The 22,194-nt window shown below is 55.3% G+C and carries 27 protein-coding genes; 13 read left to right on the top strand and 14 right to left on the bottom strand.

Annotated elements, in window-relative coordinates:
- Positions 1–111: 111 nt before the first annotated feature.
- The 9 genes from flgJ to flgB are packed head-to-tail and all read right to left on the bottom strand — an operon-like array spanning position 112 to position 7,341.
- Positions 112–1,053: a flagellar assembly peptidoglycan hydrolase FlgJ gene (gene flgJ, locus ACVLVH_RS15410; protein WP_192413667.1), complete on the bottom strand. Its 942-nt coding sequence runs from the start codon at positions 1,051–1,053 to the stop codon at positions 112–114.
- A complete protein-coding gene (locus ACVLVH_RS15415; RefSeq protein ID WP_101760846.1) occupies positions 1,053–2,159 on the bottom strand; it encodes a flagellar basal body P-ring protein FlgI in 1,107 nt (368 codons plus the stop codon). The genes flgJ and ACVLVH_RS15415 overlap by 1 nt, the downstream gene beginning before the upstream one ends.
- A gap of 12 nt (positions 2,160–2,171) precedes the next feature.
- Positions 2,172–2,882: a flagellar basal body L-ring protein FlgH gene (locus ACVLVH_RS15420; RefSeq protein ID WP_097094260.1), complete on the bottom strand. Its 711-nt coding sequence runs from the start codon at positions 2,880–2,882 to the stop codon at positions 2,172–2,174.
- 60 nt (positions 2,883–2,942) lie between these two features.
- Positions 2,943–3,725: a flagellar basal-body rod protein FlgG gene (flgG, locus tag ACVLVH_RS15425; protein WP_007885801.1), complete on the bottom strand. Its 783-nt coding sequence runs from the start codon at positions 3,723–3,725 to the stop codon at positions 2,943–2,945.
- A 17-nt stretch (positions 3,726–3,742) separates the two neighbouring features.
- Positions 3,743–4,501, bottom strand: coding sequence for a flagellar basal body rod protein FlgF (locus ACVLVH_RS15430; RefSeq protein ID WP_101760847.1), 759 nt, complete (start codon positions 4,499–4,501; stop codon positions 3,743–3,745).
- Between the two features lie 20 nt (positions 4,502–4,521).
- Complete coding sequence (gene flgE, locus ACVLVH_RS15435) at positions 4,522–5,811, bottom strand: flagellar hook protein FlgE (RefSeq protein WP_217546982.1); 1,290 nt, start codon at positions 5,809–5,811, stop codon at positions 4,522–4,524.
- Positions 5,812–5,836: 25 nt separating this feature from the next.
- Entirely contained in the window at positions 5,837–6,508 is a 672-nt protein-coding gene (gene flgD, locus ACVLVH_RS15440; protein WP_110865917.1) for a flagellar hook assembly protein FlgD, read from the bottom strand.
- A 12-nt stretch (positions 6,509–6,520) separates the two neighbouring features.
- Positions 6,521–6,925 (bottom strand): flagellar basal body rod protein FlgC, encoded by a 405-nt coding sequence (gene flgC / locus ACVLVH_RS15445; protein ID WP_064740862.1) that lies wholly within the window; start codon positions 6,923–6,925, stop codon positions 6,521–6,523.
- A gap of 2 nt (positions 6,926–6,927) precedes the next feature.
- On the bottom strand, positions 6,928–7,341 hold the full coding sequence (gene flgB / locus ACVLVH_RS15450) for a flagellar basal body rod protein FlgB (RefSeq protein WP_008103091.1): 414 nt from the start codon (positions 7,339–7,341) through the stop codon (positions 6,928–6,930).
- 153 nt (positions 7,342–7,494) lie between these two features.
- Between flgB and flgA the strand changes: the two genes are divergently transcribed.
- From flgA to flgN, 3 genes are all read left to right on the top strand, one after another.
- A complete protein-coding gene (gene flgA / locus ACVLVH_RS15455) occupies positions 7,495–8,154 on the top strand; it encodes a flagellar basal body P-ring formation chaperone FlgA (protein WP_101760850.1) in 660 nt (219 codons plus the stop codon).
- Positions 8,155–8,259: 105 nt separating this feature from the next.
- Entirely contained in the window at positions 8,260–8,565 is a 306-nt protein-coding gene (flgM, locus tag ACVLVH_RS15460) for a flagellar biosynthesis anti-sigma factor FlgM (protein ID WP_101760851.1), read from the top strand.
- Between the two features lie 5 nt (positions 8,566–8,570).
- A complete protein-coding gene (gene flgN / locus ACVLVH_RS15465) occupies positions 8,571–9,002 on the top strand; it encodes a flagellar export chaperone FlgN (protein ID WP_101760852.1) in 432 nt (143 codons plus the stop codon).
- 284 nt (positions 9,003–9,286) lie between these two features.
- Here flgN and murJ read toward each other — a convergent pair whose 3' ends face one another.
- From murJ to rimJ, 4 genes are all read right to left on the bottom strand, one after another.
- Positions 9,287–10,825: a murein biosynthesis integral membrane protein MurJ gene (gene murJ, locus ACVLVH_RS15470; RefSeq protein WP_101760853.1), complete on the bottom strand. Its 1,539-nt coding sequence runs from the start codon at positions 10,823–10,825 to the stop codon at positions 9,287–9,289.
- Between the two features lie 121 nt (positions 10,826–10,946).
- The gene (locus tag ACVLVH_RS15475) at positions 10,947–11,867 is read right to left on the bottom strand and encodes a Gfo/Idh/MocA family protein (RefSeq protein WP_192413669.1); all 921 of its coding nucleotides are present in this window, start codon (positions 11,865–11,867) and stop codon (positions 10,947–10,949) included.
- A gap of 1 nt (position 11,868) precedes the next feature.
- Positions 11,869–12,510 (bottom strand): DUF480 domain-containing protein, encoded by a 642-nt coding sequence (locus ACVLVH_RS15480; protein ID WP_192413671.1) that lies wholly within the window; start codon positions 12,508–12,510, stop codon positions 11,869–11,871.
- A 15-nt stretch (positions 12,511–12,525) separates the two neighbouring features.
- On the bottom strand, positions 12,526–13,119 hold the full coding sequence (rimJ, locus tag ACVLVH_RS15485) for a ribosomal protein S5-alanine N-acetyltransferase (RefSeq protein ID WP_277974915.1): 594 nt from the start codon (positions 13,117–13,119) through the stop codon (positions 12,526–12,528).
- A gap of 245 nt (positions 13,120–13,364) precedes the next feature.
- Here rimJ and mdtH point away from each other — a divergent pair, with 245 nt between their 5' ends.
- The 10 genes from mdtH to ACVLVH_RS15535 all read left to right on the top strand — a co-directional run bounded on the left by mdtH (position 13,365) and on the right by ACVLVH_RS15535 (position 21,085).
- Positions 13,365–14,567 (top strand): multidrug efflux MFS transporter MdtH, encoded by a 1,203-nt coding sequence (mdtH, locus tag ACVLVH_RS15490; protein ID WP_277974731.1) that lies wholly within the window; start codon positions 13,365–13,367, stop codon positions 14,565–14,567.
- Positions 14,568–14,656: 89 nt separating this feature from the next.
- Positions 14,657–15,304: a glutaredoxin 2 gene (gene grxB, locus ACVLVH_RS15495; RefSeq protein ID WP_101760858.1), complete on the top strand. Its 648-nt coding sequence runs from the start codon at positions 14,657–14,659 to the stop codon at positions 15,302–15,304.
- A gap of 111 nt (positions 15,305–15,415) precedes the next feature.
- The gene (locus tag ACVLVH_RS15500; protein WP_498949686.1) at positions 15,416–15,979 is read left to right on the top strand and encodes a lipoprotein; all 564 of its coding nucleotides are present in this window, start codon (positions 15,416–15,418) and stop codon (positions 15,977–15,979) included.
- 135 nt (positions 15,980–16,114) lie between these two features.
- Entirely contained in the window at positions 16,115–17,161 is a 1,047-nt protein-coding gene (pyrC, locus tag ACVLVH_RS15505) for a dihydroorotase (RefSeq protein ID WP_101760860.1), read from the top strand.
- Positions 17,162–17,229: 68 nt separating this feature from the next.
- Positions 17,230–17,475, top strand: a complete 246-nt coding sequence (gene dinI / locus ACVLVH_RS15510; protein WP_101760861.1) for a DNA damage-inducible protein I — start codon at positions 17,230–17,232, stop codon at positions 17,473–17,475.
- 143 nt (positions 17,476–17,618) lie between these two features.
- On the top strand, positions 17,619–17,888 hold the full coding sequence (locus tag ACVLVH_RS15515) for a hypothetical protein (protein ID WP_101760862.1): 270 nt from the start codon (positions 17,619–17,621) through the stop codon (positions 17,886–17,888).
- A 278-nt stretch (positions 17,889–18,166) separates the two neighbouring features.
- On the top strand, positions 18,167–18,421 hold the full coding sequence (gene bssS, locus ACVLVH_RS15520; RefSeq protein WP_008103119.1) for a biofilm formation regulator BssS: 255 nt from the start codon (positions 18,167–18,169) through the stop codon (positions 18,419–18,421).
- 106 nt (positions 18,422–18,527) lie between these two features.
- Entirely contained in the window at positions 18,528–19,643 is a 1,116-nt protein-coding gene (gene solA / locus ACVLVH_RS15525; RefSeq protein ID WP_192413678.1) for an N-methyl-L-tryptophan oxidase, read from the top strand.
- Positions 19,644–19,935: 292 nt separating this feature from the next.
- Complete coding sequence (locus tag ACVLVH_RS15530) at positions 19,936–20,508, top strand: cytochrome b (protein ID WP_192413680.1); 573 nt, start codon at positions 19,936–19,938, stop codon at positions 20,506–20,508.
- A gap of 1 nt (position 20,509) precedes the next feature.
- Positions 20,510–21,085, top strand: a complete 576-nt coding sequence (locus ACVLVH_RS15535; protein WP_101760864.1) for a YceI family protein — start codon at positions 20,510–20,512, stop codon at positions 21,083–21,085.
- Positions 21,086–21,129: 44 nt separating this feature from the next.
- Here the strand turns inward: ACVLVH_RS15535 and trhO are convergent, their stop codons facing one another.
- Positions 21,130–22,185, bottom strand: a complete 1,056-nt coding sequence (gene trhO / locus ACVLVH_RS15540) for an oxygen-dependent tRNA uridine(34) hydroxylase TrhO (RefSeq protein ID WP_192413681.1) — start codon at positions 22,183–22,185, stop codon at positions 21,130–21,132.
- Positions 22,186–22,194: the final 9 nt, after the last annotated feature.

Here is a 22,194-nt window from a genome sequence, read left to right on the forward strand (position 1 = left end):
CCTTAATTTCCCGTTAACCGGGCTGGCAGTCATCAGTGCGATTGCGCGGACGAGGACGCCCGCGGCATGTGATTGTTATCGGCGTGCTTAAGTGAAACTTGAGAGCAAAAATCAGAACAAATCGGTGATGTCGTTGCTGTACGCCTTCACCACTTTTTCGCCCATGTTTTTGAATTGCTGGATCATTCCCACCAGTTTCTGCGCATACTTTGGATCGGTAGCGTAACCGGCGGCCTGCAAGGCACGCGCGCCCTGCTCGGCACTCGGTGCGTTGGCAACGGCGGCATAACGAGGATTATTGGACAGCAGTTTGACGTAATCGCTGAGCGCTTCCATATAGGAACCATACACACGGAAACTGGCGCGCACTTTCTTCGCTGCCCCGCCTTCGTATTCGGTGGTCATGATATCGGTGGTTTCGCCCTTCCAGTCGCCGCTCGCCTTAATGCCAAACACGTTGTAACTCGGCTTGCCGTCGCGCGTCAGAATCTGTCGCTGGCCCCAGCCGGATTCCAGTGCGGCCTGCGCCAGAATCAGGTGATGCGGAATACCGCTCTGCTGGCTGGCGACCTGCGCCGGCTGCGCCAGCTGCGCGATAAAGTCGTTGCTGTCGCTCGGCAAACTGCTGGGCGAGACCGGCAAACGCGGCACCGCCTTACGCACCATCTGCTCCAGCTGATTCGACGGCAGGTTGCTATAGATGAAGCTGTTATCCAGCTTCATCGGCACCGTACCGGCGGTTTCGTCCGGCTCCTGAGCGGGCTGCATCTGCTTAACGATGATATCGGCCATGCCGAGACCACGTTTGCCTATGTCCTGTGCAATCTGCTGATCGTACATCGAGGTGAAAAGCCGCGTCTGATCGTTGCTCAGCAGGCCATCCTGCGGCAGCGCTGCACGCATGCTTTTCATCATCATCTGCACGAACATCCCTTCCACCTGTTTGGCCACCTGCATCGCCTTCCCTTTCGGGTCGGCGGCGGCTTCGCGTTTCAGGTCGTTCAGCGAGCGGCTGTCGTACGCCGCATTCACCAGCGATTGCGTATCGTTCATCAGATAATTTCCAGTTTGGCGCGCAAGCAGCCTGCGCTTTCCATCGATTGCAAAATCGACATCAGCTCAATCGGTGACGCACCCAGCGCATTCAGCGCACGCACCACGTTATTGAGGTTGGCGCTGGCGTTAACCCGTTGCAGCGCGCCGCCACTCTGACGCAGATCGATCTGGGTATTGTTGGTGGTCACAGTCTGCCCACCCGCCAACGGCGTATCCGGCTGACTGACGTTCTGCTGCTGATTGACGGTAACCGACAGATTGCCCTGCGCCACCGCACAGGTGTTCAGCGTCACTTCGCGGTTCATCACCACCGAACCGGTACGTGAGTTGATAATCACCTTGGCATCTTCGAGCGGCACCGCAACATCAAGGTTCTGAATTTCGGCCAGCAGACGCACCTGAGAACTGTTATTAGGCGAGACGCGAATCTGCACGGTACGGGCATCCAGCGGCTGCGCCGAACCAATCCCACGGCTGTTGATGGCGTCGGCAATGCGCTGCGCCATGCTGAAGTCTTCGTTATTCAGCTGCAGGTTAATGGTGTTCTGGCTACCAAAGTTGCTCTGCAGTTCACGCTCTACCGTGGCACCGCCGGTAATGCGGCCACCGTTCAGCTGGTTAACCTGCACGCTGCTGCCACCGGCAGAAGCGCCGGCACCGCCGACCAGAATGTTACCCTGCGCCAGCGCATAAACCTGGTTATCGACGCCTTTCATCGGCGTCATCAGCAGCGTACCGCCGCGCAAACTCTTGGCGTTACCCAGCGAAGAAACCACCACATCAACGGTTTGCCCCTGACGCGCAAAGGTTGGCAGCTTAGCGGTCACCATCACGGCCGCCACGTTTTTCAGCTGCATATTGGTGCCAGCCGGCACAGTAATGCCGAGCTGGGAGAGCATATTGCTCACGGTTTGGGTGGTGAACGGCGTTTGCGTGGTCTGGTCACCGGTACCATCAAGGCCCACCACCAAACCGTAACCGATCAGCTGGTTGTCGCGCACGCCCTGCACGGAGGTTAGATCGCGGATGCGGTCAGCATGCGCCAGTAAGCTGAAACCGAGCAGCATGCCAAGGCTCAGGCGGAGCAGAGTCGTCATATTCATTGTTACTACCTCTTACATCGGCGAGACGTTCAGGAAGAAACGCTGGAACCAGCCCATCGTCTGCGCTTCATTGATATAACCATTTCCGACGTACTCAATACGTGCATCGGCCACCTGCGTTGACAGCACCGCGTTGCTGGCGCTGATGGTGCGTGGGTTAACCACGCCCGAGAACCGGATAAATTCGGTGCCCTGGTTAATTTCGATCTGTTTCTCACCCACCACGCGCAGGTTGCCGTTCGACAACACCTGATTGACGGTGACGGTGATGGTGCCCGTAAAGGTGTTGTTGGCTGTCGCGCCACCTTTACCAGCGAAGTCATTTTTGCCATTGGCATCCAGCGTGGCTTTTTCGCCACCGGCACCCACCAGACCGCTCAGGCCGGTTGGTACACCCGTCACACCAAAACTGTTGCTGCCATCGCGGCTGGCATTGGCCGAAGAACTTTTGCTGGCGCTGACGTTTTCCTGCAAGGTGATCGTCAATGTATCGCCAATGTTGCGTGGACGACGATCCTCAAACAGCGGCTGATAGCCGTAGTTCAGCGGTGCGACGCCCTGAAAAATGGAACCGTTCACCACCGGCGGTGCGGATGGCGTCGGCTCTGCCGTAGTCGATCCCTGTACCAGTGGTGTGCGCGGAACCAGCGCACAACCGTTAAGCGTGAGTAGCAGCGTGGCTACCAACCAATGACCAGGCTTGAGAATCACTTGCTTCGCCACTTTTTGACCTTCTTCATGTTGCTTAATCAGGCCAGCAGAGCTGGCCCAACGACACCAGCATTACAGCTGGGTTAACTTCGCCAGCATCTGATCGGAGGTGCTGATCGCTTTACTGTTGATCTCGTAGGCACGCTGCGTCTGAATCATGGTGACCAGCTCTTCCGCCACGTTGACGTTCGAGGTTTCGACATAACCCTGATACAGCAGACCCGCGCCGTTCTGGCCTGGCGTACTCTGCGTCGCCGCACCGGATGCCTGTGTCTCCTGATAGAGGTTTTCACCCTGGCTGTTCAGACCCGCATCGTTCATAAAGGTGCTCAGCGTCAGCTGACCGACCTGCGCCGGGTTGGTCTGGCCCTGCTGCGTTACGCTCACCACGCCATCGCGCGAGATCGTGATGCTGGTGGCGTTGGCCGGAATAGTGATGCCTGGCTGTACCGGATAGCCGGCGTTAGTCACCAGCTGACCGTTCTGGTCAACCTGGAATGAACCATCACGGGTATACGCCGAGGTGCCGTCCGGCATCTGCACTTCGAAATAACCCTGGCCGTTAATCGCCACGTCTTTCGAGTTGCTGGTCTGCGACAGGTTACCCTGCTGATGCAGACGTTCAGTGGTGACAGGACGCACACCGGTACCGATCTGCAAACCAGACGGCAGCGTGGTTTGCTCTGACGACTGGGTGCCCGGCTGACGCAGGGTTTGGTACATCAAATCTTCGAATACCGCGCGCGAACGTTTAAAGCCGTTGGTACTTACGTTCGCGAGGTTGTTGGAGATGACGTCCATGTTGGTTTGCTGAGCGTCAAGACCGGTTTTGGCGATCCATAAAGAACGAATCATGGTGTTTTCCTTACGCCTTAGCTGCTCATGTTGAGCAAGCTGTTAGCTTTTTGTTCGTTTTCATCGACGTTGGAGATCACTTTCATCTGCATCTCAAAACGTCGGGCGTTGGCGATCATATCGACCATGGTTTCCACCGGCTTGACGTTACTGCCCTCCAGCACGCCGGGCATCACCGTCATGGTGGCATCATTTGCCAGCGCAGCGCCGCGCGTCGCCTGGGTTTGCTGATTAGGACGGAACATGCCGTCATCACCGCGCTGCATCTCTTTACCGGTGGCGCGCACCAGCTTCAGACGACCAATCTGCACCGTGGCATTGGGTGCATCACCGGCGTTACGCGAGGTGATGGTCCCGTCTGCCGCGATGGTCAATTCAGCGCCTTGCGGGATGGCGATCGGACCCCCATCGCCCATTACGGGATTGCCCTGAATAGTCAAAATACCGGTCGCGCTGATCTGCATGTTGCCGTTGCGGGTATAAGCTTCGGTACCGTCAGCGGCACGCACCGCCAACCAGCCGTCCTGCGCAACGCCCACATCCAGCGTGCGGCCGGTGTTGTCCATCGAGCCCGGTGACATATCGGCGCCCGGCGTGGAAGCGGCAACCAGCGTACGCGTCGGCAGCGACCAGCCGCTGACCGGCACCGCGCGCAACGCGTTGAGCTGAGCACGAAAGCCCGGCGTTGAGGCGTTGGCGAGGTTGCTGGCCGTTACCGACTGCTGATCCAACGTCTGACTGGCCGCGCCCATGGCGGTATATATTGCGTGATCCATAAAGCAATCCCGTTAGCGAATTAACGTAAGTTAACCAGGGTGTTAAGAATCTGGTCCTGAGTTTTAATGGTCTGGCTGTTGGCCTGATAGTTACGCTGCGCAACGATCATGTTTACCAGCTCTTTGCTCATATCGACGTTGGACGCTTCCAGCGCACCTGAAGTCAGGTTGCCGTAAGTACCGGTGCCTGCCAGACCAGTGGCGGCCTGACCTGATGAGCTGGTGGCAGACCAGACGTTGTCACCTTCAGACTTCAGACCTTCCGGATTAGAGAAACTCGACAAGACAATTTGTCCCAGAAGTTGGGTTTTCTGGTTGGAGTAAGTGCCGGTAATGGTGCCGTCATCATTGATGGTGTAGCTGGTCAGATCGCCAGGCTGATAACCGTCTTGCGTTGGGTTACCAAAAGTGGTCGCACCGGTATTTTGCTGCAGGCTACCCAACATGCTCAGGCTGATGTTCATGCCATTCGCCCCGTTGGTGCCGTCCACAACCAGGTTTGCCAGGGAAGCGCTGGTGGTCGTGGTATCCGGAATCGCAGTGCCTGGATTGGCCGGATCGTCAATCATTTTTGATACGCCGGTCAGTTTACCGTTGGCATCAAACTTCATCTGGTAGCCCAGGTTGTCACCGCCCGCAGTATTACCAACTTCATTACCGGTGGTGGAGTCAACCATATGCACGGTCCAGGTGTTATCCGCCGTTTTGATGTAGTACATGTCTAACTGGTGATCGTTACCCTGCGTGTCGTACACCGTCATGGTGGTTTTCGCGTTGTAGCTATCAACGTTGGACTTATCAAACGGGGTGACGGTCGGGGTGGTGCTGGTGGAGTTCAGGTTGGCAACCTGGGTAGCAGTTGTTGTTGCACGTGCCCCCATCTGCGTGGTTGGAATACTCAGCGCCACTGGGTTGGCACCGGTCTGAATGGTTGGCGGTGTGCCGCTGGCCGGATAGCCGGTGACGTTCAGACCCTGGGTGTTCACCAGGTTACGGTTGGCATCCAGCGTGAACTGGCCGTTACGGGAATAGAACACGCCGCCGCTGGCGTCGGTCATGCGGAAGAAACCGTTGCCGCTCAGTGCCACATCCAGTCCACGACTGGTTGACGTTGTACTTCCATCACCAAAGTCCTGAATGACGGCGGCAACTTTGGTACCCAAACCCACGTTAGAGCCGGCAAACATATCGGCAAAAGCAATGGTGCTGGATTTAAAACCGGCTGTGGCGGAGTTGGCGATGTTGTTACCAATCACATCCAGATTGCTGGAGGCAGCATTGAGGCCGCTCACCGCTTGTGAAAAAGACATTTAATCTCTCCTGCTAAAAGGTTAATCAGAGAATCTGACGAATTTCATCGAGGGTTGCGGAGCCCATGGTGCCGAGATCCAGTTTTGTGGTGCCATCAGTGGTGCTGACGCCATTGACGTAGGCATAGTTCAGCGGCTGCGCCACCAGTTGCGTGCTGCCATTGCTGGCGGCCAGCGAAACAGAATATTTGCCATCCGCTGCGGTAGAACCGTCATCCAGCTTGCCGTCCCACGAGAAGGTGTGGACGCCAGAGCTCAGTTTGCCGAGGTCAATGGTGCGGACCGTGGCGCCGTTACTGTCTTTAATCGTGACACTGGTGGCCGTGGACGCTGTCGCCAGCTCAATGCCAAACGGCGTAGTCGTACCGCTGCCCACCAATACCTGCGAACCATTGACCATCACACCGTGACCAATCAGCGTTGAACTCTGCAGCGACTGGCTGGTAGTGATCTGGCCGGAGATAGATCCCAGCGTGGTATTCAGCTTTTCAATACCGCTCAGGGTGTTGATCTGTGCCAACTGCGTGGTGAGCTGGCTGTTATCCATAGGATTAGTGGGATCCTGGTTTTTCAGCTGCGCCACCAGCATGTTCAGGAACTGATTCTGCAGGTCGGCGGAAGAGTTACCGCTCGAAGCGCTACTGGAGGTCAGGACCGTTGGGTCCAGACTGTCTTTAATTCCTACTGCTACGCTCATATTCGTTCTCCGTTACTGACCGATAGTGAGAGTTTTCATCATCATTGACTTCACCGTGTTCAGCACTTCAACGTTGGCCTGGTAGCTGCGCGACGCGGACATGGTGTTGACGGTTTCGGACACCACATCAACGTTTGGCATCTTGACGTAGCCCTTCTGATCCGCCAGCGGATTGCCCGGGTCGTACACCAATTTTGCCGGGGTAGGATCGTTCACCACGCCAGCGACCTTCACGCCGCCGGTGGCTGCACCTTGTGCGGCGTCGGTCTGGAAAATCACCTGCTTCGCCACGTAAGGCTGGCCATCTGGGCCGGTCACGCTGTCGGCGTTGGCCAGGTTACTGGCACTGACGTTGAGGCGCTGTGATTGCGCTGTCATCGCAGAACCGGCGATATCAAAGATATTCAGCAATGCCATGCTTATTGCCCCTGCAGAACGCTCATCATGCCTTTGATCTGGCTACTGATGAGGGTGAGATCGGTTTGGTATTTCAGGCTGTTATCAGCAAACTGCGTACGTTCGCGATCCATATCCACGGTGTTGCCATCCGCGGCGGGTTGATCGGGAATGCGGTACAGCAGATCCAGTGACGGCTGAGAGTTGGTTTGCGCTTCAATGTGGCGTGAGGACGTCACATTCAGCGCCAGACTGCTGCCTTCGGCGCGACCGTTTTGCATCACCTTGCTCAGCTGGCTGGCAAAGTCGATATCCCGCGCCTGGTAGCCCGGGGTATCGGCGTTGGCAATGTTTGACGCCAGGATTTCCTGACGCTGAGCACGTAGGTTTAACGCTTCAGTACCAAATCGCAGCGCGGCATCGAGTTTGTCGAGCATGCTTCCTCCGCGAATGAGAATTTCGAGCTGACAGCTTAAGTGGACAAATGCAAGGGTGATCGTCTGAATAGCAGCAAAAATGACGGCTATTTTTGACATTGATTTTTTTGCGCGAGGCGTAGACTCAGTGCCATCTTCTCGTCAGGAGGCGTTATGCGGAGATATTCCACGTTGCTAGCCACACTTTTGCTGGCACTGGCGCTACCCAGTTCTGCTGCGGACCTTACCGCGCAGTTGACCCAATTTTTTAAAGCGCGCGACCCACAACATGCCGCCGGCATGACGGTGGTGGTGCGTACTCCACAGGCGCAGTGGCCAAACTGCGAAACCCCTGAACTGCAGCTGCCGGGCAATAGCCGTCAGTGGGGCAACATCAGCATCGCTGCTAACTGCGATCAAAATCGTCGTTTCCTGCAGGTTCAGGTGCAGGTCACCGGGCAATATCTGGTGGCGAGCCGTCAGGTGGCGCGCGGCAGTAATCTCAGCCCGACGGACGTGCGTCTGGCAACCGGACGCCTCGATGAACTGCCAGCACGCGCATTGATGGATAGCAGCGGCGTCATCGATGCGATCGCGCTACGCGATATCCCGCCAGGACAGCCGGTCACCGCCACCATGGTACGTCAGCCGTGGCGCGTAAAAGCCGGTCAAAATGTGATGGTAGTCGCCAGTGGAAACGGGTTTAATGCCAGCAGCGAAGGACGTGCGCTGAACAACGCCAGCGCGGCACAAATGGTGCGCGTAAGGATGGGAAATGGTCAGGTTGTCAGTGGTCGCGTCGACGCGGATGGGAATATTCTGATATCGCTATAAAGCGTTAAAGAACCCTGTTGTTCTGCCGATAGAGATATCAACAAAGACATTACCCTATGCTGACTCAGTTGGCTGACCCCCAACTGACCTTACAGGAGCCTTACCATGAGCATCGACAGAACGCAGCCTACGAATCCGGTTAGCACTGTTCAAACACGCGACAATAACGATAACAGCAGCAAAGTGCGTCAGAGCGCGACGCCAGCAGCCAGCACCACCAGCGAAAGCGGTGCGGAAGTGAAGTTGAGTACCGCGCAGGCGCAACTGATGCAGCCTGGCAGCAAAGATATTAATACAGCGCGCGTTGAGCAGCTGAAGACGGCCATTCGTAATGGCGAATTGAAAATGGATACCGGTAAGATCGCCGACGCGCTGATCGCCGATACCAAGGCGTATTTAGAGGGTAACTAATCCCAATGGACCATCTGCTGATCACCTTAGACAAAATGCAGGACGTGCTGACATCCCTTGCGGTGGTAATGGATGAAGAACAACAGCAACTTTCTGCCGGCCAGATCAATGGCAACCTGCTGCAGCGTATTTCTGAAGATAAAAGCGCGCTGCTGACGACGTTGAATTATCTGGACGAGATGCGCCGCACCACCGAGAAAACGCTCGGCACGCAGGCGCCCTATGGTGATCACAGCGATCGCGAAAGCCGCTGGATGCGTATTCAGCAGCACACGCGCCGCTTGCGCGATGCCAATACGCACAACGGGATTTTGTTGCAGCATCAAATTGGCTACACCAATGAAGCATTGGCGGTGTTGCGACCCCACCAAACCCAGGCGTTTTATGGCCCGGATGGTTTGGGTAAAGGTCAGGCGACGCTGAGTCGTAAAGGGTAGAAAAAAGTGGGTTTGAAGAGGCTGCTATCTTTTGGGATGGCGGCCTTTTTGTTGTGTGCGGGACCTACAGCATCTGCCGCTGCCGGGCGGTCCTCGCGCCGCTTACGCGGTACCTTCAGCTTCAACGTTGTGCCGACGGACCGTTCGGGATCGGGCTTCCTGCCCGGCCCGAACTGAGCCCCGCATCCATGCGGGTCTCTCCTGGCCCACCGTTTACGCTTCAGCGCTGCGGATTGCCCTTACGCAGCGGCAGACGCTGCATGTCCATTAAGAGAGTGCGGCCTTTAAACCAGCGTGCGGCGCGCGAAGTCGCGCGGGCGGAAGCCGAGCAGACCAAGCATCACAAAGTATGCGCCGCCGCCAATGGCGCAGACCGCCGCCAGACGAATCAGGCGCCACCACATCTGCCCCTCTTCCCAAGCCGGCATCACCTGCAGAATGCCAAACAGTGCTGCGGCCATTACCACTACGGCAATCAGCAAACGGGTCAGGAAACTGAACCAGCCGGGCTGCGGCTGGAAGATATCCTGCTTACGCAGTTGCCAGTACAGCAGCGCCGCATTCAGGCAAGCGGCCAGACCGATCGACAGCGACAAACCGGCATGTTTGAGCGGGCCGATAAACGCCAGGTTCATCAGCTGCGTCACAATCAGCGTCACGATGGCAATTTTCACCGGAGTTTTGATGTCCTGACGAGAATAGAAGCCGGGTGCGAGCACTTTCACCACGATCAGCCCCATCAAACCCACTGAATAGGCAATCAGCGCGCGCTGCGTCATCAGGGCATCAAACGCGGTGAACTTGCCGTACTGGAACAGCGCGACCGTCAGCGGCCCGGACAAAATGCCCAACGCCACCGCGCTCGGCAGCGCCAGCAGGAAGCAGAGGCGCAGGCCCCAATCCATCAACCGTGAATACTCTTCCTGATTACCGCTGGCAAAACTCTTCGCCAGCGAGGGCAGCAAAATGGTGCCCAGCGCCACGCCCAGCACGCCGGAAGGAAACTCCATCAGGCGATCGGCGTAATACATCCACGAAACCGAACCTGAGACCAGAAAGGAGGCGAATATGGTGTTGATGATCAGTGAAATCTGGCTCACCGAAACGCCGAGGATCGCCGGCCCCATTTGACGCATTACGCGCCATACGCCCGCATCGCGCAGATTCAGGCGCGGCAAAACCAGCATGCCAATCTTTTTCAGGTGCGGCAGCTGATAAAACAGCTGCAACACGCCGCCGACCACCACGGCCCACGCCAGCGCCATCACCGGCGGATTAAAATGCGGCGCAGCGAAGACAGCAAAACCAATCATGCTGATGTTCAGCAGCGTCGGCGCAAACGCCGGCACGGAAAAACGGTTCCAGGTATTGAGGATCGCGCCCGCCAGCGAGGCCAGCGAGATCAGCAGAATATAGGGAAAGGTGACGCGCAGCAGTGCGCTGGTTAAGGCAAATTTATCGGCGGTATCGGCAAAGCCTGGCGCCGTCACCACAATCACCCAGGGCGCAGCGATCATCCCTAACACGGTTACCACCGCCAGCACTAGCGTCAGTAATCCGGAGACGTAAGCGACAAACACGCGCGTGGCATCTTCGCCCTGCTTGCTTTTATATTCCGCCAGAATCGGCACAAACGCCTGAGAAAACGCGCCTTCAGCGAAGATACGGCGCAGCAGGTTCGGCAGTTTGAAGGCAACAAAGAAGGCATCGGTTGCCATTCCGGCGCCGAAAACGCGCGCCACAATGGCATCGCGGGCAAAGCCCAGTACGCGGGAAAACAAGGTCATCGAACTGACCGCAGCCAGCGATTTCAACAAATTCATATTGAGTGGCGCATCCTGAAAAGTGTCGGAGAAATGAGCGACTTAGCGCGGACATCCCGTGATGTCCGGCGATAGTCTACTGCCACGGCGGGAAATGACCAGCATTGAGTGTTACAAGTAATTATTCACGTTCGGCATCGCGCCACAATTTTTCCACCAGACGCTGCGCCGCCAGCGCCTGTTCGCCACTGGTTTCAGGCATCGTCTGATTTTCAACGCACTGTATGAAATGGTGCGCTGCGCCGCTGAAACCGCGCTGAGTAAGGTGGCTTTGCCACGCGGGCGGCACATCACGCACCATGCCGCCGCGGTTTTCCTGCTGCCAGTCGCGCATCTCGTTAATTTCGATGTAATCACCGTCGCAGGTGGCGCTGACGACTTCGCGTTGCGTCCCGGCGCGACGATGCATGCTGGTGGTGATTTGCAGCGATCCGGCGGAGAAATGGTGTTCGGCGTACAGCATCGCGCCATCATCATTGGTCTCGATATGCCCTAACTCGCGCGTCAGGCTGCCGCCCGCCAGCCACAGCGCGGTGTCCACCACGTGCAGATAATCGTCCAGCAGGGTAAAACGCAAATCCTGTGGACCCACGCTATCCGCGCGGTGCTTTTCAATGCGCAGCGAGGCGGCGCGTGGCATGTCACTTTTCAACTGCTGATAACGCGGCGCAAAGCGGCGGTTAAATGCCACCATCAGCTTGCGCTTCTGCTTGTCCGCCAGCGCCACCAGCGCTTCGGCCTGTTGCAGCGTTTCGGCTAACGGTTTATCGACGCACACATCTTTGCCCGCCAGCAACAGCGCTTTAACCACTTCGTAATGGCTGGCGGTGCTGCTGTGAACAAACACCGCATCACTGGCGGCAGCCAGCGCATCCAGTTGACCAAAATAAGGTATGCGATAGCTATCGCAGATCGGTTGCGCCTTTGCCTGATTGGGCGAAAACGCACCCGCTAATTGCCAGCCGCTGGCTTGCGATAACACCGGCAGCCACGCTTTCTGCGCGATACCGCCCAATCCTACAATGCCAATACGCAGCGTCATATTAGTGCTCCTTTTGCAGCAGCTGTTGCAGTTGCGACTGCAACTCAGCAACCGTTTCTTCAAGTTGCGCGACACGCGCGGTTAAATCGCCGTTGTCATTGACGGTTTCTGCGCTGGCCGCGTCTTCCACTACTTCGCCACCGAAAAGATGCATATAGCGGCTTTCACGTTTGCCCGGTTCGCGCGCCAGTCGCACCACCATTGGGCCATCCTCGCGCGTGCTTAAACCGTTAAGCGTCTGCTCAACTTCATTCATATCGCTGAATTCATGCAGACGGCCGCTGCGGGTGCGCAGTTCGCCCGGCGTCTGTGCACCGCGCAGGAACAGCAACGTCAATACCGCGACTTCAGCGCTGCTCAGTTGCAGATTGCCGAAAGCGGAATTGCAGAAGCGCTGTTCATACTTGCTGACGCGCTGACCGAAGCCGTTATTGGCGGTCACCAGATGCTTTTTCACCAGCTCATCAAGCTGCGCTTGCACCTCCATCTCGCTGAGATTGAGCACCGGTTCGCGGTTGGATTTCTGATTACAGGCGGTGACAACGCCATTAAGGGAGAGCGGATATTGATCCGGCGTGGTGACCTGCTTCTCCAGCAGGCATCCAATCACGCGCAATGCCTGCGCGGATAAGGCCATTTTCATTGAGGTGATCCTTTATTATTGTCCACGACGATCCGGGGTCCACTCCCGGCAGGTCAACGCGGTGAGTACATGATCCTGCCAGCACCCATCGATCAACAAGTAATCTTTGGCGTAACCCTCTTTTTCAAATCCAAGACGCGCCAGCAGATCGCCACTGCGCTGATTGTGCGGCATATAATTAGCCATAATGCGGTGAATACGTTGCTGACGTTGCATATAGCGAAGGGTGGTAGTGAGCGCTTCAAACATCAGTCCCTGACCTTGCCACTTCTCGCCCAGTGAATAGCCGAGGTAGCAGGCGTGAAACGAGCCGCGCAGCACGTTGCTGTAATTCGCCACACCACGCACTTCGGTCTCTTCCGGGTCCATCAGCACAAAATAGTAGGCTGAGCCCTGTTTATGCATGTCGGCGATCAGTCCGAGGCGCGCTTGCCAGCCCGAAGGATAACAATGGCTCTCGTCGCGCACCGGTTCCCACGGCTTGAGAAACGCACGATTTTCAGCGTAATAATCCGCTAATCGCCAGGCATCGCGTTCGTGTACTAAACGCACCACTAAGCGATCGGTAGTGAGGCGCACGCGTGGGCCAGCAGAACGATAGCCAAACATCATGACTCCTGAAATCCATAACTTAAGAAAGATGTACGCCAGCGGCGATACTCCTCACTATAACCGTCACCCCGCTTGCGGTAAAACCCTTGAACGCGTTCCTCAGGATTCATCCTGATTTAGGATTAATATTTCTGCGGATTCGATGAAAAAATATCATCCTGAGAAAGCTGTTTTTCGCCGCTGAGCAGGCGGAAAATAGACCAATTGGTCTCTTATCTCCTCTCATTTGCTCAGGAATTAGCATGTCTCGGGTTGCGCGGGCACGACGCCTCGGTAAAACATTTCTTTTAGTGGATAACATGCTGGTTGTGATGGGCTTTTTCGTGGTGTTTCCCCTCATTTCCATCCATTTTGTCGAACAGCTGGGCTGGGCCGCGTTGATGGTCGGTATTGCGCTTGGCTTGCGCCAGTTCGTCCAGCAGGGATTCGGCATCTTCGGCGGTGCGATTGCCGACCGTTTTGGCGCGCGTCCGCTGATCGTCACCGGCATGCTGATGCGCGCGGCGGGTTTTGCCTGCATGGCGCTGGCGCATGAACCCTGGCTGCTGTGGTTTGCCTGTTTGCTTTCCGGTCTTGGCGGCACGCTGTTTGACCCGCCACGCAGCGCGCTGGTGATGAAACTGGTGCGCGCACGCGATCGCGGCCGCTTCTTCTCCCTGCTGATGATGCAGGACAGCGCCGGTGCGGTGCTGGGCGCGCTGATTGGTAGCTGGCTGCTGGCGTGGGATTTCCGTCTGGTGTGCTGGGTTGGCGCGGCGGTGTTTGTCACTGCTGCGCTGTTTAACGCCGTTTGGTTACCGGCGTGGCGCATCTCGACCGAACGCATTGCGATGCGTGAAGGGATGCAACGCGTCTGGCAGGACAAGCGTTTTCGCCTGTACGTGCTGACATTGACCGGCTACTACATTCTCGCCGTGCAGGTGATGTTGATGCTGCCGGTGATGGTGAATCAGGTAGCCGGGGCGCCTGCTGCGGTGAAGTGGATGTACGCGATTGAAGCGCTGCTGTCATTAAGCCTGCTCTATCCGCTGGCGCGCTGGAGCGAAAAACGCTTCCGCCTCGAAACGCGTTTGATGGCCGGCTTGTTCCTGATGACGTTCAGTCTGCTGCCGGTTGGCATGACCGATTCGCTGCCGTCGCTGTTTATGCTGATCGCCCTCTTTTATCTGGGCTCAATCATTGCTGAACCGGCGCGAGAAACGCTCAGCGCTTCGCTGGCCAGTTCGCGTGCGCGCGGCAGCTATATGGGCTTCAGCCGACTCGGCCTCGCGATTGGCGGCTTGATCGGCTACTCCGGCGGCGGCTGGATGTTCGATATGGGCCAGCTATGGGCGCTGCCGGAACTGCCGTGGATGCTGCTGAGCAGCGTTGGCATGATTACCCTTTTGGCGCTTTGGTGGCAGTTCCAGCCGCGTTCGGTGGCGCCAGCGATTTTCAGCAGCTAATTTGCCCCCGCCAAAGATCTCTTCCATACTTCCCGCACGTCCGAAAAAAGGGTGACCTCCGTCACCCTTAGAACCACAGGAGAAACGGGATGAAACTCTACATCTACGATCACTGCCCTTTCTGCGTCAAAGCACGCATGATTTTCGGCTTAAAAAATCTGCCATTAGAACTCATCGTTATGCTGAATGACGACGAGCAAACGCCGAAAAAATTGATCGGCCAGAAAATGGCGCCGATTCTGCAACAGGCCGACGGCAGCGCTGTACCGGAAAGTATGGATATTGTGCGCCTGGTAGATAAATATGATCACCAACCGCTGCTCAATGGCAAAAGCAATCCTGCGATCAGCGACTGGCTGCGCCACGTGAATGGCTACGTCAATAAGCTGCTGCTGCCGCGCATCGCCGATGCCTCCTTCGCCGAATTCGCTACGCCGGAAGCGCGTAGCTACTTCAGCGAGAAGAAGCAGGCCAGCGTGGGCGATTTCAGCGAGTTGCGTAAACACGCGCCGGGCTTAATCAAAAACATCAGCGACGATCTGCGTCAGCTCGACAAGCTGATCGTCAAACCCAATGCGGTAAATGGCGAACTGTCGGAAGATGATATTCATCTTTTCCCGCTGCTGCGCTCCTTAACGCTGGTCAACGGCATTGAATGGCCAAGCCGCGTTGCCGATTATCGCGACAACATGGCGAAACAAACCCAGGTTAATCTGCTCTCCTCCATCGCCGCATAATCTTCATCCCTGAGAGGCGCTGCGGCGCTTCTCATCTCTCTCCTGGTGACACATGCCGCTGATTCAGGCAGGCTATCGCTGTTTTGCCGTTTCGATCAGGATGAGGACAATATGAAAAAGGCGTTTACCGGGCTTTTCGCTCTGCTTTTTGCCGTGCTACTCAGCGGCTGTAACCAATTGACGCAATACACCATCAGCGAACAGGAAGTGAATCAGGCGCTGCAAAAGCGCAATAACTTCGAAAAAGATATCGGCGTTTCCGGGCTGGTGAATGCGCACATTGTGCTGAGCGATCTCAACAGCCAGATTGGCCGTGAAGAACCCGGAAAAATAACGCTCTCGGGTAAAGCCAATATCAATGTCAGCTCGCTGTTTGGTCCGCAGCAGGCCGAAATGCTGCTGAAGATGAAGGCGCAGCCGATTTACAGCGCACAGGAAGGCGCGATTTATCTGCATGACATGGAGATTGTCAATGCGCAGGTGCAGCCGGAGAAAATGGCGTCGATCATGAAAACCCTCACGCCGTATCTCAATGAGTCGCTGAAGCGCTACTTTAATGAGAGACCTGCTTATGTGCTGAGTGCAGACCGCAGCAAAGGCGAAGCGCTGGCGAAGAAACTTGCTAAAGGAATTGAAGTGAAACCGGGCCAATTGGTGATTCCGTTTACAGATTAATCCGCGCAACCGCACCTTCCGGTGCGGTTTTTGTTTGTCACAATAAAATCCCGTGCAAACGGTTGCCCACATCCTTATGATTACTCCCCGGCCTAAACGTGCCTCTCGTTTTCTTCTCAGCCGGAGTCTTTTTGAATGACAGCCCAACCTCAGCACATTACCATCCGCCGCCCTGACGACTGGCACATCCATCTGCGCGATGGCGCGATGCTCAACGCCGTACTGCCTTATACCAGCGCAGTAAATGGTCGTGCGATTGTCATGCCAAACCTGGTTCCACCGGTTATCAGCGTGGCCGCTGCCGTGGCGTATCGCGAGCGCATCATGGCTGCGTTACCTGCTGAGCACGCTTTTACTCCGCTGATGACCTGCTATCTCACCGATTCACTTGATCCCGATGAGATCGAGCGCGGCTTCCGTGACGGCACTTTTACCGCCGCCAAACTCTATCCTGCGCACGCCACCACCAACTCCAGCCACGGCGTGACCAACATCGCCGCTATCGCTAAGGTGCTGGATCGCATGCAGCAGATCGGCATGCCAATGCTGGTGCACGGCGAAGTGACCGATTCTCACATCGATATATTTGATCGCGAAGCGCGCTTTATTGAAACCGTGTTGGAACCGCTGCGTAAACAGTTCCCGGCGCTGAAAGTGGTGATGGAGCACATCACCACGAAAGAAGCGGCGGAGTATCTGGCAGCCGGTAATGATCTGCTGGGCGCCACCATTACGCCACAGCACCTGATGTTCAACCGTAACCACATGCTGGTGGGCGGCGTGCGTCCGCATCTTTACTGCCTGCCGATTCTGAAGCGCAATATCCATCAGGAAGCGCTGCGTAAGCTGGTTGCTAGCGGGAATCGTCGCGTATTCCTCGGTACCGATACCGCGCCACATCTGCGTCACCTCAAGGAAGCCAGCTGTGGCTGCGCCGGCGTGTTTAATGCGCCGACCTCATTGCCGGCGTACGCCACCGTGTTTGAGGAGCTGAATGCGCTGGAACATTTCGAAGCCTTCTGCTCGGAGAACGGCGCGAACTTCTACGGTCTGCCGCTGAATGAAGGCACGCTGACGCTGGTGCGAGAATCCTGGCAGGTTGAAGAGAGCATTGCGCTGGCAGATGACACGCTGGTGCCTTTCCTTGCCGGTGAAACGCTGAACTGGCGCATCAAAGAATAATGATCTGCTGCTTGCCTTCGGGAAATTTATACTGTACAAATAAACAGTATATTATCCCGGAGGCTTCTATGCGTGTTGAAATTACCGTAGCAAAAACTTCGCCCCTTCCTGCGGGTGCACTGGATGCACTCAGCGTCGAACTGGTTCGTCGCATTACGCAGGATTTCCCCGACGACGATCATCACGTCAAAGTGCGTTATGCCGGCGGCAACCAACTCAGCGTGTTTGGTGGCTGTAAAGAGTCACGCGAACGCATCAGCGAACTGTTACAAGAAACCTGGGAAAGCGCTGACGACTGGTTCAATAACGATTAACTGCCACTGTGCCGTTTTTGCCGGGTATCGCTATCCGGCTTTTTTGTTTTTATTTCCCTCTCGCCAGAAAAACTTCCTGCATCTAGACTCATGTTAAACGATCCCCTATTCTTGCCTCGTCATGCTTACAGGAGGTGTTTTACATGACTACTGAAAAACCAGAAGAGGCGATGACCTTCGGAGAATTGCTGGCATTTATTGCTGAGCAACAGCGCCGCTTAACCGTATTAGAAAATGCGTTTGCCACCTTGACCTTCTGTCTCGACGATCGCGCCAATCAGTTGCTGGTCCACAACCTGACGCTGGAAGCGCAAAACCAGAACCATGACGAGCAGTTACAGCAGCATTTTACCCGGCTGGCGGAAGAGATTCAGAAACGTCACGGCCTGCTGCCGGTCGAGCCACACTCATAAACGTGCCCCCTTTTTCGGCCTAAAGTTTTCCCTTATAAAAGCCGATAACTTCGTCAGTGTTGCCAGTAATAATTCCAATAAAATGCCTGACGCTGCGGGCATTTTATTATTCGATTAAACGGCAATGTTAACCGCGTTTATTTTTACTCTGTTTAGGTTCGTCATACCTTTTAACTATTGTACCCGCTATTTCATGTTATAATTGTTTCGCTAGTGCACGATACAGCCGCATTGAACCTCAAGAAGCACTTCGTTTAACGAGTAATACGGAGGTTATAATGGACAGAAATAAAGACGTCATCCAGACTCATCCGTTGGTAGGATGGGACATCAGCACCGTAGACAGTTATGACGCCATGATGATTCGCCTGCACTCGCTCTCCTCGCAGGGGCAGAAAGAAGAAGAAGCTGACGTGGGTCCGACCTACTGGCTGACTACCGACGTAGCCAGACAGTTCATCTCTCTACTCGAAGCTGGCATTGCAAAAATAGAGTCTACCGAGCAGTACCTACGCGACAATCAAAAGCATTAATTTCTACTATCGCGTGAAAGGGCACCCAACAGGGTGCCTTTTTCATGGGCGCTCTCTTTTGATATGCTGTTGAAAAATTTCGCTGTTTTGCTGGAGTGATGTCGTTATGGTTTATGATCTGATTGTGGTGGGAAGCGGTTCGGTCGGCGCAGCAGCAGGGTTTTACGCCACGCAGGCTGGCTTATCGGTGCTGATGATTGATAGCGCCCATCCGCCGCACAGCCAGGGCACACATCATGGGGAAACCCGCCTGATTCGCCATGCGTATGGTGAAGGTGAACGCTACGTGCCGCTGGTGCTACGCGCACAGACACTCTGGGATGAGCTGGAACGCCAGAGCGGCGAGCGCATCATGCATCGCAGCGGCATCCTCAACTTAGCGCCCATCACCTCCTCCTTTATTCAAAATGTTATCGATAGCGCGAAAGCGTGGCAGCTGGATGTGAAAATCCTGCAAGCCGATGAAGTGCGCGCGCGCTGGCCGCAGTTCACAGTGCCGGATGGCTACATCGGCGTGTACGAACCCAACTCCGGCTTCCTCAAATGTGAGCAAGCGGTGCGCAGCTGGGTGCAGCTGGTGGAACAGGCCGGTTGCGCGCAGCTGTTTAACTGTCCGGTGACAGAGATAGGTCGTGACGGCGATCTGCAGCAAGTCACCACCAGCGATGGCATTTTCCGCGCGCGTAAACTGTTGGTCAGCGCCGGTACCTGGGTGAGCCAGTTGGTCGCCGATCTGCCGGTTGCGCCCGTGCGCAAAGTTTTCGCCTGGTATCAGGCAGATGGTCGCTACAGCGAGAACAATAAATTCCCCGGCTTTACCGTGGAGATGAGCGATGGCAGCCACTTTTACGGCTTCCCGGCGGATAACAACGCGCTGAAAGTGGGACGTCACGATGGCGGACAGCTGATGCAAACGCCGGCCGATCGCAAACCTTTTGGCAGCATCGCGGTAGACGGCAACGAATCTTTTAGCTTCCTGCGTAAATTCCTGCCGGGTGTGGGCGTCTGTTTGCATGGTGAAGCCTGCAGCTACGACAATACGCCGGACGAAGATTTCATTATCGATACGCTGCCGGGCGAGCCTAATCGTCTGATCATCACCGGCTTAAGCGGACACGGTTTCAAATTCGCCAGCGTGCTGGGTGAACTTGCCAGTGAATTTGCGCAGAACAAACCGTTCTCTTTCGATATTGCGCCTTTCTCCCTCGCGCGATTTAACTAAACCATACTTGCCGGTACTAATCCTGTGCCGGCGAAATTGACACAAACTGACAGTTAATTACCTATATCAACATTCAGCGCAGCGCTATGCCGCATTTGGTGTAGTGAATATGCAATACTTCGCAATAAGCCCCGCCTTTTAAGCTATCCCTTCAATTATTCTGACTGAGTTTTAATTAAATCCTCATTTATTCCGAAGATGATTTTCAACTTTATAGAAAAGTAAGGTTAATTGATCTTTCATTGCAAAATGTAGATGCTCATTACCACTTATTTCATTCCAGGTGATTTTAATGTGGCGTAATTCCACACAGCATTTCGGCGCTGTCTCGATTTTATTGCATTGGCTTATGGCGCTGGTTATTTACGGCATGTTCGCGCTGGGTTTGTGGATGGTCGGATTGGGCTATTACGATGGCTGGTATCACGATGCGCCCGAAATTCATAAAGGCATCGGCATTCTGCTGTTCGCTGCGCTGCTGCTGCGCCTCGGCTGGCGTTTTATTTCACCTCCGCCCAAACCGTTGGCGAGTTATTCGCCCGCCGTACGACGCAGCGCTACCGCCGCGCACTGGCTGTTATACGGCTTACTGTTGGTGCTGCTGTTCACCGGTTATCTCATCTCCACCGCCGATGGCAAACCGATCTCCGTATTTGGCTGGTTCGCGGTTCCCGCCCTGTTCAGCGGCGCCGCGCAACAAGCGGATCTGGCGGGTGACATTCATCTTTGGCTGGCGTGGGGTTTGGTGCTGATCTCTGCACTGCACGCGCTAGCAGCCCTGAAGCACCATTTTATCGACCGTGATGTGACACTGAAAAGGATGTTGGGTTACCGCATCCCGTTAACCTCTGAAAAGGAAAAGTAGCATGCTAAAGAAGACATTATTGGCAGTAGCAGCGGCCGGATTATTGAGCGCCAGCCTGACGGCCAGCGCGGCTGATTACAAATTTGATAAGGAAGGCCAGCACGCATTTGTGCAGTTCCGCATTCAGCACCTGGGCTACAGCTGGTTGTACGGCACCTTTAAAGACTTTGATGGCAGCTTCACTTTTGATGAAGCCAATCCTGCGGCAGATAAAGTCAACGTGACCATCAACACCAACAGCCTCGATACCAACCATGCTGAGCGTGATAAACACCTGCGCAGCGCGGATTTCCTCAACACCGGTAAGTTCCCGCAGGCAACCTTTGCTTCTACCGCCGTGAAGAAAGAGGGTAAAGATTACAAGATCACCGGTGACCTGACGCTGAATGGCGTGACCAAGCCCGTCACGCTGGATGCTAAATTGATCGGTGAAGGCAAAGATCCATGGGGCGGCTACCGTGCAGGATTTGAAGCCAGCGGTGAGATCGTGCTGAAAGAGTTCAACATCAGCAAAGATCTTGGCCCGGCATCGCAGAAAGCTGAACTGATTATTTCGGTGGAAGGCGTGCGTAAGTAAACGAAATACAGCCTGAAGTCCGCAGACCTCAGGCTGTTTTACGCTTATTTTTTATCTGGCGCCGGAATCGCCATCGTCATGTTCAGCAAACCACGTGATTTGTTGAACACTTTGTTGCCATTTTCACGGCCCGCACGGCGTGCGCGCTGCTCCTCTGGCGACAACGTTGACTCTTCCATGCAGATTGGGCTGCAGCAGTTGTTGTACTTTTCAGCGCAGCTTGGGCACTGAATAAACAGCAAATGACAGCCATCATTGATGCAGTTGGTGTGGCTATCGCAAGGCGTGCCGCACTGATGACAGCTGGAAAGAATATCGTCGGAAATACGCTCGCCCATGCGCTCGTCAAAGACAAAGTTTTTGCCCTTGAAACGCACCGGTAAACCCTGTTCGCGCGCCCGGCGGGTGTATTCAATAATCCCGCCTTCGATGTGATAAACATCTTTGAAGCCGTTGTGTTTCATCCAGGCGCTGGCCTTTTCACAACGAATGCCACCGGTACAGTACATAACAATCTTTTTGTCTTTCTGATCCTGCAGCATATCAACGGCCATCGGCAGTTGATCGCGGAAGGTATCGGCCGGCACTTCCATGGCGTTATCGAAGCGCCCCACTTCATATTCGTAGTGGTTACGCATATCCACAAACAGCGCATCCGGATCGTCGAGCATTGCATTAACGTCCGCGGCTTTCAGGTAAGCACCCACATTGCTGGCATCAAAGCTATTGTCTTCAATCCCATCCGCTACAATGCGTTCACGCACTTTCAGGCGCAGCACCCAAAAAGATTTACCGTCATCATCCAGCGCAATGTTCATGCGCAAGTTATTTAGCGCCGCATCAAAGGCATACAAAGCGGCCTTCATCTTTTCGTAGCGGCTGGCGGGCACACTGATTTGTGCGTTGATGCCTTCGTGCGCAACATAGACGCGACCAAACACCTTGAGTTTGGTTAACTCAACGTAGAGGGCATCACGGAAGGCTTTAGGATCGGCAATCTGGAAGTATTTATAAAAAGAGACTGTGGTACGTGGTTCGGTTTCCGCCAACATACGTTCCTTCAGCTCTTTATTGGAAACAAGGTTATGTAACACTGGCATGGTGTTCGT

The organism is Kluyvera sp. 1366 (assembly GCF_054823405.1).